The organism is Streptomyces aureocirculatus, assembly GCF_000720475.1.
In the GTDB taxonomy this organism is placed as follows: Bacteria; Actinomycetota; Actinomycetes; order Streptomycetales; family Streptomycetaceae; genus Streptomyces; species Streptomyces aureocirculatus.
The window spans coordinates 162,539-176,065 of record NZ_JOAP01000007.1 but is presented as its reverse complement, the minus strand read 5'-3'; the positions used below and the strand labels follow the sequence as shown (position 1 = coordinate 176,065).

General features: G+C 71.3%; 8 protein-coding genes and 2 pseudogenes. 7 read left to right on the top strand and 3 right to left on the bottom strand.

Annotated features, from left to right (window positions below; all coding sequences use genetic code 11):
* Positions 1–196: 196 nt before the first annotated feature.
* The 7 genes and pseudogenes from IG78_RS51145 to IG78_RS0108815 all read left to right on the top strand — a co-directional run.
* A pseudogene (locus tag IG78_RS51145) lies at positions 197–638 on the top strand (UbiA family prenyltransferase); the annotation flags it as partial.
* Positions 639–1,710: 1,072 nt separating this feature from the next.
* Complete coding sequence (locus IG78_RS0108840) at positions 1,711–2,790, top strand: sugar phosphate isomerase/epimerase family protein (protein ID WP_225881925.1); 1,080 nt, start codon at positions 1,711–1,713, stop codon at positions 2,788–2,790.
* Positions 2,787–3,428, top strand: a pseudogene (locus IG78_RS0108835) (EboA domain-containing protein); the annotation flags it as partial. The gene IG78_RS0108840 and the pseudogene IG78_RS0108835, both read left to right, overlap by 4 nt.
* A 248-nt stretch (positions 3,429–3,676) precedes the next feature.
* Positions 3,677–4,531, top strand: a complete 855-nt coding sequence (locus IG78_RS0108830) for a TatD family hydrolase (RefSeq protein WP_030560853.1) — start codon at positions 3,677–3,679, stop codon at positions 4,529–4,531.
* Between the two features lie 3 nt (positions 4,532–4,534).
* The gene (eboE, locus tag IG78_RS0108825; protein WP_030560851.1) at positions 4,535–5,743 is read left to right on the top strand and encodes a metabolite traffic protein EboE; all 1,209 of its coding nucleotides are present in this window, start codon (positions 4,535–4,537) and stop codon (positions 5,741–5,743) included.
* Positions 5,740–7,140: an alkaline phosphatase family protein gene (locus tag IG78_RS0108820; RefSeq protein ID WP_030560849.1), complete on the top strand. Its 1,401-nt coding sequence runs from the start codon at positions 5,740–5,742 to the stop codon at positions 7,138–7,140. Before eboE ends, IG78_RS0108820 begins: the two co-directional genes overlap by 4 nt.
* A 289-nt stretch (positions 7,141–7,429) precedes the next feature.
* Entirely contained in the window at positions 7,430–8,497 is a 1,068-nt protein-coding gene (locus IG78_RS0108815) for a sugar phosphate isomerase/epimerase family protein (RefSeq protein ID WP_030560847.1), read from the top strand.
* Positions 8,498–8,619: 122 nt separating this feature from the next.
* On the opposite strand, the gene IG78_RS0108810 is transcribed toward IG78_RS0108815, so the two are convergent.
* The 3 genes from IG78_RS0108810 to frc all read right to left on the bottom strand — a co-directional run bounded on the left by IG78_RS0108810 (position 8,620) and on the right by frc (position 13,519).
* The gene (locus IG78_RS0108810) at positions 8,620–10,008 is read right to left on the bottom strand and encodes an OFA family MFS transporter (protein WP_030560846.1); all 1,389 of its coding nucleotides are present in this window, start codon (positions 10,006–10,008) and stop codon (positions 8,620–8,622) included.
* Positions 10,009–10,132: 124 nt separating this feature from the next.
* Positions 10,133–12,289: an acetate--CoA ligase family protein gene (locus tag IG78_RS0108805; RefSeq protein ID WP_030560844.1), complete on the bottom strand. Its 2,157-nt coding sequence runs from the start codon at positions 12,287–12,289 to the stop codon at positions 10,133–10,135.
* Entirely contained in the window at positions 12,290–13,519 is a 1,230-nt protein-coding gene (gene frc, locus IG78_RS0108800) for a formyl-CoA transferase (protein WP_030560842.1), read from the bottom strand.
* Positions 13,520–13,527 lie beyond the last annotated feature (8 nt).

Here is a 13,527-nt window from a genome sequence, read left to right as displayed (position 1 = left end):
CCCTGGCCACTGTGTCGTCGGCCGCCGTGCCACGGGCAGTCGTGTCACCGTGCTCCGTGTCCCTGTGGCTCGGGCCGACCTGGGGCTCCCTCGCGTGGGCGGCGGCCGACTGCCTGCCCGCGCCCGCGCCGATTGGCGCCGTGCCACGGTCCACCCCGCCCCCGTACACCGTGACCCCCCGGCTCGGGGAGGCCGCATGAACCTCCGCGCCTGGGCGGAACTCCTCCGCCTCCCCGCCCTGTTCACCGTCCCCGGCGACGCCCTCGCGGGGGCCGCGGCAACCGGCCTGCGCCCCGGCCGTGGCACCTTCCTCGCCATCGGTTCCTCCCTCTGCCTGTACGAAGCCGGCATGGCCCTCAACGACTGGGCCGACCGCGCCGAGGACGCCGTGGACCGCCCCCAACGCCCCATCCCCTCGGGACGCGTCACCCCCACCGCCGCACTCACGGCCGCCGTCGCGTTCACCGCGGGCGGCCTGGCCCTGGCCGCCCGCGCCGGCCGTCCCGCCCTGGCCACCGCCACCGCCCTGGCCGGCACGGTCTGGGCCTACGACCTGGGCCTGAAACGCACCCCCGCGGGGCCCGCAGCCATGGCCGCGGCACGTGGCCTCGACCTGCTCCTCGGAGCCGTGGCCACGAGCACCGCCCCCTCGGCGACCACGCGCCCCAGACAGCACACGCCCCCGACCGCCCCACCCGCGAGGGACCCGCACCCGAACAACTCGGACCTGCCCCCGACCCGGCCGGATCCGCATGCGTCCCGGACGAGCCCGGGCCCGTCCTGGTCAGGTCCGGGGTCGTCGGGGACCGGCCCCTACTTGCCCCAGACGGGCTCGCACCCGTCCCGTCCCGGCCCGGAGCCGACTCGGACGGGTCCCCACCGGCCCCGCACGGCCTCGAACCCGACACGTACGGGCCCGCACCCAAGCCGGACCGGAACTCTCCCGTCCCAGCCGGGACCGTGGCCACCCCAGAGGGGGCCGGACGGCACGGGCGCCCACGTCACGGGCGCCCGGGGCGGCACAGGTGCCCGCGGCACGGGAGTTCACGGCACCGGCGTCCCCCGCACGGGAGCCCGCGGCACCGGCGTCCCCCGCACGGGAGGCCGCGGCACCATCACCCCTCGTCCAGGCGGCAACCACACCGCCACCCACCCCCCGGGAGGCCCCCTCCTCCAGGGCGCCATGGCGGCTGTCCGGGCGGCCTTGCCCGCCGCCGCCACCCTCGCCGCGCACACCCTGGCCGTGACCACCGTCTCCCGCAACGAGACGCAGGGCGGTTCGACCGGAGCCCCGCTAGGTGCTCTCGTCACGACCCTGGCCCTCGGCCGTGCCGTGGTGTCGTCCACCCCCTGGCCCCCGGCAGGGGGACGCACCCTCGCCACCGCTGCCCTGCCGGGCACCACCGTCGCCCTCACCACGGCCTACGCCGGCACCGCCGCCCGGCCCTATCTCCACGCGACCCTGAACCCCTCACCTCCTCTGACCCAACGCGCCGTCGGTGGCGGCATCCGCGCACTGATCCCCCTCCAGGCCGCCCTCGCCGCCCGCTCCGGCTCCCTCGGCACCGCCCTGCTCACCGCGGCCCTCGCCCCTGCGGCCCGCCGCTTCGCCCGCAAGGTGAGTGTCACGTGAGCGACGGCGGCGGCGCGGTGCCGCGCGCAGGAGGGTCGTCCACGCCGGCCTCGGAGCCAGGTGCTGCCGCCGCGGGGATGGCCCCCGTATCCGTGGGGCCGGGAGACTCGGGTCCCGAGACGAGCGTCCACGCCCCCAGGGCGGTTGTCCCCGGCCCCGGCCGGGTGCGGCCCCCCGCTCAGGCGGTCGCGGTCGCACCGGCACCAGCACCGGCACCGGCACCGGCACTTGCACCAGCACTGGCGGACACGGACACCCCCGCCGCCCCCCTCCGCTTCGGCTACGGCACCAACGGCCTCACCGACCTGCGGCTCGACGACGCCCTCGGGCTGCTCGCCGACCTCGGATACTCCGGTGTCGGACTCACCCTCGACCACATGCACCTCGACCCCCTCGCGCCCGACCTGGCCGCCCGCACCCGTCAGGTGGCCCGGCGCCTCGACCAGCTCGGCCTCACCGCCACCGTCGAGACCGGCGCCCGCTATGTCCTCGACCCCCGTCACAAACACGGCCCCTCCCTCCTCGATCCCGACCCCGAACGCCGCGCCGAACGCGTGCGTCTCCTCGTTCGCGCCGTGCGGGTCGCGGCAGACCTGGGCGCCCACGCCGTGCACTGCTTCAGCGGCATCACCCCCGACGGCACCACCGAGGCCACGGCCTGGCGACGCCTGAGCGATGCGCTCGCCCCCGTCCTCGACGCCGCCTCCGCCGCCCACATGCCGCTGGCCGTCGAACCCGAACCCGGACACCTCCTCGCCACCCTCGCCGACTTCCACCACCTCCGTGATCTGCTCGGCGACCCCGAACCCCTCGGCCTCACCCTCGACATCGGCCACTGCCAGTGCCTGGAACCACAGTCACCCGCCGACTGCGTCCGCGCCGCCGCTCCCTGGCTCCGGCACGTCCAGATCGAAGACATGCGCCGCGGCGTCCATGAACACCTCCCCTTCGGTGACGGCGAGATCGACTTCCCGCCCGTCCTGCGCGCCCTGTCCGCCACCGGCTACCAGGGACTGACCGTCGTCGAACTGCCCCGCCACTCCCATGCGGGCCCCCAACTCGCCTCCCACTCCATAGAGTTCCTGCGGCGAGCTGCCCGCCTCGCCGCGTCCCCGCCGTCGGCCGGCGACGCCCCGCCCCAAGGAGGAACGCCGTGACCGCCGCCCCCTCCGTCTCCGAGCTCCGCTCGCGCCTCGAAGCCGTCCTCGGCGGTGCCGCCCGCGCCTGGCTCGACCAGGCCACCGCCGAAGCCACCGCCAACCCCGCCGCGGACACGAGCCCCTCCGCCCGGCTGCCTTCCCCCGGCCTCGCCGCCCCCGTATGGGAGCTGCGCTTCGCCGAAGCCGGCCGCCGCTGCGGGCCCGACCACGCCGACGCCGCCCGACTCGTCCTGCTGCACGCAGCCCGCGCCGACACCACCACCCTGACCAGGCTGTACGAACAGGGCACCGCCGCCGAACGCCGCGCCATCCTGGCCGCCCTGCCGCACCTGGCGCCAGGACCCGACGCGCTGCCACTGGTCGAGGACGCGCTGCGCACCAACGACACCCGGCTCGTCGCCACCGCCCTCGGCCCCTACGCGGCCACGCACCTGGCCCCGCACCACTGGCGTCACGCCGTCCTCAAGTGCCTGTTCACCGGGGTGCCCGTGGACTCCGTCGCCGACCTCGCACGGCGTTGCCGGGGCGACGCCGAACTGGCCCGCATGCTCGGCGACTACGCCGCCGAACGCGCCGCCGCCGGTCGCACCGTCCCCGGCGATCTGTACCGGGTCCTCGCCCTGACCGACCTCGCAAACACCGCGGACGCCGCCTCGGACTCTCTCGACGCTGTGGATGCCGCCCCGGACGCTGCGGACGCCGTCTCGGGCTCTGTGGACGCCGCGGACACCCCCTCGGACTCGACCGCCACCGGCTCCGGCCGCCCCGGCCACACGGCGCCCACCAGCCCGGCCCGTACGCCACCCGCCCGGACGGGCAGTCCCGCCGGGCCCGAGCGCCACGGCGCCCCCTCGACGCCCATCGGTGAGGAGCAGGAGTCCTGATGCGTATCTTCGACCCCCACATCCATATGACGTCCCGCACCACCGACGACTACGAGGCGATGTACGCGGCCGGTGTCCGCGCCGTCGTCGAACCCGCCTTCTGGCTCGGCCAGCCCCGCACCTCGCCCGCCTCCTTCATCGACTACTTCGACTCGCTCCTCGGCTGGGAACCCTTCCGCGCCGCCCAGTACGGCATCGCCCACCACTGCACCATCGCGCTGAACCCCAAAGAGGCGAACGACCCGCGGTGCGCACCCGTCCTCGACGTGCTTCCCCGCTATCTCGTCAAGGACAACGTCGTCGCCGTGGGCGAGATCGGCTACGACTCCATGACGCCCGCCGAGGACAGCGCCCTCGCCGTGCAACTGCAACTCGCGGCCGACCACGAACTGCCCGCCCTCGTCCACACCCCGCACCGCGACAAGCTGACGGGGCTGCGCCGCACCCTCGACGTCGTCCGCGAGTCCCCGCTGCCCCTGGAACGCGTCCTGATCGACCACCTCAACGAAACCACCGTCAAGGAGGCCAAGGACGCCGGCTGCTGGCTCGGCTTCTCCGTCTATCCGGACACGAAGATGGACGAGGACCGGATGGTCGCGATCCTGCGGGAGTACGGACCCGACCAGGTCCTGGTCAACTCGGCGGCGGACTGGGGCAGAAGCGATCCGCTCAAGACCCGCAAGGTCGGTGACGCCATGCTGCACGCGGGGTTCACGGACGACGACGTCGACCGGGTCCTCTGGCGCAACCCCGTGGCCTTCTACGGGCTCAGCGGCCGGCTCGCCCTCGATGTCGCGGACCCCGACGCCACCGACACTCACGAAGGCAACTCCATTCTGCGCGGCGGTGAATGACCCATGCGCTTCCGGCACCCCGACGGCTCCACCGTCCACCTCGCCTACTGCACGAACGTCCACCCCGCCGAGACCCTCGACGGCGTGCTCGCCCAACTGCGGGACCACTGCGAACCCGTCCGCAAGCGGCTCGGACGCGACCGCATCGGCATCGGCCTCTGGCTCGCCAAAGACGCCGCCCACGCACTGGTCACCGACGTGGCCGCACTGCGCGGACTGCGCACCGAACTCGACCGGCGCGGCCTGGAAGTCGTCACCCTCAACGGCTTCCCCTATGAGGGCTTCGGTGCGGAAGAGGTCAAGTACCGCGTGTACAAGCCGGACTGGGCCGACCCCGAACGTCTCGCTCACACCTCCGCCCTGGCCCGTGTCCTCGTCCAACTGCTGCCGGACGATGCCACCGAGGGCACCATCTCCACCCTGCCACTGGCCTGGCGCACCACCTTCGACGCCGACCGCGCCCAGAAGGCCCACGCCGCCCTGCGCACGCTGGCGCACCGCCTGGACGCCCTCGCCGAACTCACCGGCAAATCCATCCGTGTGGGCCTCGAACCCGAACCGGGCTGCACCGTCGAGACCACCGGCGACGCCATCGCACCCCTCACCGCGGTCGGCCACGACCGCATCGGCATCTGCGTCGACACCTGCCATCTCGCCACCTCCTTCGAGGACCCCGCGACCGCTCTCGACGCACTCGAGGCCGCAGGCATCCCCATCGTCAAGTCCCAGCTCTCCGCCGCCCTGCACGCCGAACACCCCCATCTGCCGGAAGTGCGCGCGGCCCTCGCCGCCTTCGACGAACCACGCTTCCTGCACCAGACCCGCACCCTGCCCAGGGAACCCGGCGTCTCCGGGGCCGCCGGAACCCTCGTCGCCACCGCCCTGCGCGGCACCGACGACCTGGGCGAGGCCCTGACCCACCAGGCCCTGCCCGACTCGGCCCCCTGGCGGTCCCACTTCCACGTCCCCCTGCACGCACCCCCCACCGCGCCGCTCACCTCCACACTCCCCGTCCTGAAGGACACCCTCACCCGGCTCGTCGGCGGCCCACACCCGCGCACCCGCCACCTCGAAGTCGAGACGTACACCTGGCAGGCCCTCCCGTCCGAGCTGCGCCCGCGCGCCCGCCCCCAGCTCGCCGACGGCATCGCCGCCGAACTCACCCTCGCCCGTGACCTCCTGACGGAACTCGGCCTGAAGGAACTGCCATGACACCTCCCGCCCAGGGCCGTCCGACCCCCCTGCTCGTCCTCGACGTCGTCGGCCTCACTCCCCAGCTTCTCGACCACATGCCGCACCTCACGGCCCTCGCCAGGTCCGGCTCCCGCGCCCCCCTCGGCACCGTCCTGCCGGCCGTCACCTGCGCCGCCCAGTCCACCTTCCTCACCGGCACCACCCCCGCCGAACACGGCATCGTCGGCAACGGCTGGTACTTCCGTGAGCTCGGTGACGTGCTGCTGTGGCGGCAGCACAACGGCCTCGTCGCCGGCGACAAGCTGTGGGACGCCGCCCGCCGCGCGCACCCCGGCTACACCGTCGCCAACATCTGCTGGTGGTACGCGATGGGCGCCGACACCGACATCACCGTGACGCCCAGGCCTGTCTACTACGCCGACGGCCGCAAGGAACCCGACTGCTACACCCGGCCCCCGGCCCTGCACGACGAACTCACCGCCAAATTCGGCACGTTCCCGCTCTTCCACTTCTGGGGGCCGGGTGCGGACATCGTCTCCAGCCGCTGGATCGTGGACGCCACACGCCACATCATCGGCACCCGCAGACCCGACCTGGCCCTGTGCTACCTCCCTCATCTGGATTACGACCTGCAACGCTTCGGCCCCGACGATCCGCGTTCGCACCAGGCGGCCACAGACCTGGACGCGACGCTCGCTCCCCTCCTGGACCAGGCGAAGAAGGAGGGACGGGTCGTCGTCGCCCTCTCCGAGTACGGCATCACCCGGGTGAGCAGGCCCGTGGACATCAACCGGGCCCTGCGCCGCGCCGGTCTCCTCGAGGTGCACACCCAGGACGGCATGGAGTACCTCGACCCGATGGCGTCCCGCGCCTTCGCCGTCGCCGACCATCAGATCGCCCACGTCTATGTCCGCAAACCGGAGGACCTGGCGGCCGCCCGCGAGGCCCTCGCCGACCTGCCCGGCATCGACCAGCTCCTCGACGACGAGGGCAAGAAGGCCCACCACCTGGACCACCCTCGCGCCGGAGAACTCGTCGCGATCGCGGAGCCCGACGCCTGGTTCACGTACTACTACTGGCTCGACGACGCCCGCGCGCCCGACTTCGCGCAACTCGTCGAGATCCACCGCAAACCCGGCTACGACCCTGTCGAACTCTTCATGGACCCCGAAGACCCCTATGTCCGCGTCAAGGCCGCGGGCGCCCTGGCCCGCAAAAAACTCGGCATGCGCTACCGCATGGCGGTCGTGCCGCTGGACCCGTCACCTATTCGTGGCAGCCACGGCCGCCTCCCCGCCGACGATGACCCCGATTCCGGACCGCTCATCCTGTGCTCCACCTCTCAAGCCCTCTCCGGCCGCGTCGCGGCCACGGATGTGAAATCACTGCTGCTCCGGCTCGCCGGACTGCACTGAGGCCCGTCGAACCCCGGCACGCACGCATCGGCTCCGCACGAGTCATGTGCCGCCCCCGCCGTGCCCGGACCTGAAATCCGTCGAGCTCCGGTCGATCTCCACTGAACCAGACCAGGCGCGCCCCGCCATCAGGGTCCGCCCCTGGCCCCACCCTGATCTGTTCCTCGAACCGATCCCTGATCCGACCCCGACCTCGACCCCGACCCCGACGTCGACCCCGTCCCCGTCCTCGACCCCGTCCCCGCCCCGTCCTCGATGCCATTTCCGATCCCGATCCCAGGGAGAACCCATGAGCCGCAAGCACACACCGGACGACCCCGAACTCGCCGGGAGACTCAGCCGGCGCGGCATGCTCGGCGTCGCCGCGGGGGCCACCGCGGCGACGCTCATCGGCACCGCGGCCGCCGCGGGCCCCGCGTCCGCGACGGCCGGCTCCGCCACACAGGCGACGGGCAAGGGGCGCGGCCGTCCCGTCCTGCCGCCGGGCCGGCTCGGCATCCAGCTCTACAGCCTTCGTGACAAGGTCTCCACCGCCGGATTCGCGACCGTCTTCGCCGAGCTGGAGCGCTATGGATACGACGAGATCGAGTTCGCCGGGTACACCCAGGGCTCCGCGGGGCCCATCACCCTCGCCCAGTTGAGGAGGCTCGCGCGCGACCACGGCCTGCACCCGATCGGCAGTCACGTCGGCTACTACGACAACGGCAACCCGAACGCCTACACTTTCGCGCAGAACCTCACCAAGGTCCTGGACGACGCGGAAGCGCTGGGCCTGAAGCACATCGGCACCGCGGCCGGGCCCTTCCGCTACGGCGCGACCGTCGACGCGTGGAAGCGCGCCGCGGAGGACTTCAACACGTACGGCGAAGCGGCCCGCGCACGGGGCATGAAGTTCTACCAGCACAATCACGCCGAGGAGTTCTCCTTCGCCACGGACAAACCGGGCGTGCGCCTCTACGACGTACTGCTCGCGGAGACCGATCCGGACTATGTGTTCCTGGAGATGGACATCTACTGGGCGTACTCGGCGCAGTTCCGCTTCGGCAAGCAGGTGGACGGCACACCGCGGCCCTTCGACCCGCTGGACTACGTACTGAAACGGCCGCACCGTTATCCGCTGTTCCACGTCAAGGACGGCATCCGCGACGACTCCGCCCGTGACGGCTACCGCATGGTGGACGTGGGGGACGGCGACATCGACTACAAGAGGTTCCTGTCGAAGGTGACCGCCCGCACGCACGGCGGGCGCCGCTACCACCACTGGCAGACCGAGCACGACAACCCGGCCGAGTCGTACGCCTTCGCCCGCAAATCCAGCGCCCATCTGCACTCCCTCAGGGAACGCTGCGGCGACTGACCGCCCGCACGGAGGGAAGCAGTACGGGCACACAGGGGGAGTACCTGGTTTGCAGACAGGGGGGTGCTGCCCGCTGGACCTGCGGGCAGCACCCTTGTGCGGCGAAGGGCTCCGCCGTCCCGTCAAGACATTTCCTCACCGAGGGGTTGCGGGTTGGGAGTGATGCTCTTGGACTTCGGCCGCCCCGGCGGGGAAAGGAAGAGCGCGATGAAGCCGGCGAACAGCGAGATGGACCCGGCCAGAGTGAATGCCCCGGTGTGCCCCCAGTGGCTCACCACCACGGAACCCATTCCGGAGCCGAGCAGACCGGAAACCAGCTTGGAGCTGTAGACCAGGCCGTAGTTGGAGGCGTTGTTGTTCTCCCCGAAGTAGTCCGCGGTCATGGCCGCGAACATCGGGAAGATGGCGCCGCCGCCGAACCCTGAGATACTGGAGAAGATCAGGAACATCGGGAGGTTCTTGAGGTCGGCGGCCCACAGGATCCCGTACTGCGCGAGGCCGAGAATGACGCAGACAAAGATCAGGCAGCGTTTTCGTCCGTAGCGGTCCGAGAGCCAGCCGATGACGCCGCGGCCGGTGCCGTTCACGATGGCCTTGAGTGACATCGCCGTGGCGACGATGCCACCGGCGAAACCGGCTTCCTCGCCGATGTCCACCTGGAACGCGATGCCGAATATGTTTACGCCCGAAGTGCAGAGCAGACAGAACCACATCAGCCCGACGCGGCCGGTCTGCCACGCCTCCTTGGGTGTGTACTGCCGCACCGCGGGGGGATTCATCCGCAGGGCGCGCCGGGCCCGCGGGTCGCTCGGCGGCCGCAGCGGGTCCACCGACGCCGGCCACCAGTTCTTCGGCGGGTCCTGGAAGAAGTACCCGGCGGCGGCGACCATCGCGGCAAGGAGAATGCCTACGCTGACCAGCACCCAGCGGAAATTCGTGAGGTCCATGTAGCCGGTGAAGAGGAAGACGAACGGCACCGAACCGTAGGCGAAGCCCCCGTTGACGAAACCGGTCTTCCCGCCCTTCCGCTCCGGATACCACTTGCCCACCATGTTCACGCAGGTCGCGTACACCATTCCAGCGCCCATGCCGCTGAACATGCCGAAGCCGATGTAGGCGACCACCACATGGGGCGCGAACGCCAGTGACACATAGCCCAAGAGTGTGCCGAGCGCGCCGAACATCATGGCCCAGCGCGCGGGAAGTCTGCCGCTCTCACGCAGTTTGCCCGCCGGGAAGGCCACCGCGGCCTGGAAGAACACCCAGACCCCCAGCATCCAGAAGATGTGCAGACTGCTCCAGGAATGCGCGGTGTGCAGAGTGTCCTCGGCGGACGCGAAAGCGTACTCGGCCGAACTGATGCCCATCATGCCGACCCACGGCAGGATGACCATCCATTTGCGCTCGCGGCCCATGATGTCGATGTCGGTCTCGCCGACCCGGTACACCCGGCCGCCCGGGCCCGTCACCTCCCGATAGGGGACGGCAGTGCGTAGGTCTGTTGTCGTCATGTCGCTTGAGCACCCCTTGCGTCGAAAAGATCCTGGCCGGCGCCCCCTGTCCACTTCCTTTCGCGTGCGCACGGGTTCCGCGGCCGGCCGGCGCGCACCGCCGGCCGCCCCGTACCGGCTCACCTCATCGATCGCCTCCCAGGAGTCCCGCCGCGCGCGCCCACCGGTACTTCGCACCGAGCACCGCCACGGGCCGTTCCGTCGTGTACGGATAGGCCACGACGCCCCGCTCGAAGAGGTACAGGCAGGCCTCCTCCACCTCGACGTCGCCAGCGAGGGACGCGACGACCGGCTTGTCGATGCCACGGGCGCGGAACTCGTCGACCACGCGGGCCGTTGATTCGGCGAAGACCATGGGAGGGGTGACGATGGTGTGCCAGTAACCAAGAACGAGCGCGTGGATACGCGGATCCTCCAGGCCGAGCCGGATCGTCGCCTCGTACGTCGAGGGGGGCTCGCCGCCGGTGATGTCGACGGGGTTGCCCGCGGCACCGAACGGCGGGATGAACGCCCGGAAGGCCGCGTCCAGGTCGGCCGGGATCTCCATGAGCTTCAGGCCGTTGTCGGTCACCGCGTCGGAGAGCAGCACGCCCGAGCCGCCCGCCCCGGTGATGATGACGATGTTGTCGCCCTTCGGCGTCGGAAGGACGGGCAGCGCACGCGCGTACTCCAGCATCTCGTGCAACCCCGGGGCCCGGATGACACCGGCCTGCCGCAGGATGTCGTCGTAGACGGCGTCGTCCCCCGCGAGGGCGCCGGTGTGGGAGCCCGCGGCCCTGGCGCCCGCGGCGGTGCGGCCCGCTTTGAGGACCACGACGGGCTTCTTCGGTACGGTGGCGCGCGCGGCCGCCACGAAGGCCCGGCCGTCCTTGAGGTCCTCGAAGTGCATGGCGATGCACCGGGTGTCGGCGTCCTCACCGAACCAGGTGAGGAAGTCGTCCTCGTCGAGGTCCGCCTTGTTGCCGAGACCGACGATCGCCGAGACCCCCGTGTTCGTGGCGCGTGCGAAGCCGAGGATCGCCATGCCGATGCCACCGGACTGCGAGGTGAGCGCCACCGGGCCCCTGACGTCGTAGGGCGTGCAGAACGTGGCGCACAGGTCCTGCCACGTCGAGTAATAGCCGTAGATGTTCGGTCCGAGCAGCCGCACGCCGTGACGTTCCCCGATCGCCACGATCTCGTCCTGGAGGGCCTGTTCACCGGTCTCGGCGAAGCCGGAGGGAATGAGGACCGCGTTCGGGACGCCCTTGCGCCCGACCTCATCGAGCGCGGCGGCGACGAGCTTGGCGGGAATGGCGAAGACCGCCACATCCACCTCACCGGGGACGTCCGTGACACTCTTGTAAGCCTTGCGGCCCACGATGTCGTCGCCCCTGGGGTTCACCGGATGGATCTCTCCGGAGAAGCCGCCGTCGATGAGATTGCGCATCACCGAATTGCCGATCTTGCCCGGCTCGTTGGAGGCACCGATCACGGCGATGGAGCGGGGCCGCATCAGGCGCCGCATCGAAGCGAGTATCTCCGCGCGCGTGTAGGTGCGCCGCGGTGCCGGAACCCGGTCGGCGAGGATGACGCGGACGTCCGCAGCGAGCGCCCCCTGCGGCGTCGCCACGACCGGGTTGAGGTCGACCTCCGCGATCTCCGGGAAATCGGTGACCAACCGCGACACCCGGCATATCTGCTCGGCGAGGGCCCACCGGTCCACACCGGGGGCGCCCCGGACGCCCCGCAGCACCTCCGCCGCCCGGATCGAGTCGAGCATGGACACCGCCTCGTCCGCGTCGACGGGCGCCAGCCGGAACGTGACGTCCTTGAGGACCTCGACGAGCACCCCACCGAGTCCGAAGGCGACGACCTTGCCGAACGTCGGATCGGTGACCGCGCCCACGATCACCTCCTGGGCGGCGGGCCCCGACGGCAGCAGTTCCTGCACCTGCACACCCTCGATGTGCGCCGCGGGCGCGTACGCACGTGCGGCGGTGACGATCCGGTGGAACGCCGCCCGTACGTCCGCGGCTCCCGCCACGCCCACCACCACGCCGCCCGCCTCGGTCTTGTGCAGGATGTCCGGCGAGACGATCTTCATGACCACGGGCCCGTCGAAGCGTGCCGCGCAGGCCACCGCCTCCTCGACGTCCCGCGCGAGTTCCTCACCGGGCACGGCGATGCCGTAGGCGTCCGCGAGGACCTTCGCCTCCGGCGCCGTCAGTGCGGCCCGTCCGTCGGCGCGCACGGCGTCGAGCAGTGCGCGCACCCGCTCCCTGCGGTCCTCGGCCGGCAATCAGATCACTCCGTTCGACTTGAGCAGGCGCAGCTCTTCGTCACCGAGGCCGAGCTCGCCGATGAACACCTCTTCGTTGTGCTCGCCGAGCAGCGGCGAGCCGACCACGTCGACAGGGGAGTCGGAGAGCTTGAGCGGCGAACCCACGGTCGTGAAGGAGCCGCGCTCGGGGTGCGTCACCTCGACGACGATCTCGTTGGCCGCCAGCGAGGCGTCCTCGATGATCTCCTTGGTGGACAGGATCGGCCCGCACGGGATGTTGTGGGAGTTGAGCCGCTCGAGGACCTCCCACTTGGGCAGGGCCGAGGACCACTCCTCGATCAACTGGAACACCTTGCCGAGCTGTGGGAGCCGCGCCTCCGGGGTGGCCCACTGGGGATCCTCGGCCAGCTCGGGGCGGCCGATGAGCTCCGTGAGCGGCTTCCAGCCGACGGGCTGCACGATGACGTACACGTAGTCGTTCGGGCCGCCAGGGGCGCACTGGACGGCCCACCCGGGCTGCCCGCCGCCGGAGGCGTTGCCGGAGCGCGGCACGGCGTCCCCGAAGTCCTCGTTCGGGTATTCGGCGAGCGGCCCGCGGGCGAGCCGCTGCTGGTCACGCAGCTTGACGCGGCACAGGTTGAGCACGGCGTGCTGCATGGCGACGTTGACGCGCTGTCCGCGGCCCGTGGTCTCCCTCTGGAAGAGGGCGGCCAGAATGCCCGCGACGGCGTGGACGCCCGTCCCGGAGTCGCCGATCTGCGCACCGGTGGCGAGCGGCGGGCCGTCCTCGAAACCGGTGGTCGACATGGAGCCGCCCATGGCCTGCGCCACGACTTCGTAGGCCTTGAAGTTGGTGTACGGCCCCTCTCCGAAGCCTTTGATCGAGGCGTAGACGATGCGCGGGTTGATCTCCTGGACGCGTTCCCAGGTGAAGCCCATGCGGTCCACGGCACCCGGCCCGAAGTTCTCGACCAGCACGTCGGAACGGCGGATCAGCTCCGTGAGGAGCTCCTTGCCGCGTTCGGTCTTGGTGTTGAGGGTGATGCTCCGCTTGTTGCAGTTGAGCATCGCGAAGTAGAGCGAGTCCACGCCTGGCAGGTCCCGCAGTTGCTTGCGTGTGATGTCTCCGGAGGGCGCCTCCAGCTTCACCACGTCCGCGCCCAGCCAGGCGAGGAGCTGGGTCGCGGACGGCCCCGACTGGACGTGGGTCATGTCCAGGACGCGGATTCCTTCGAGAGCCTTGGTCACGGCCGTGT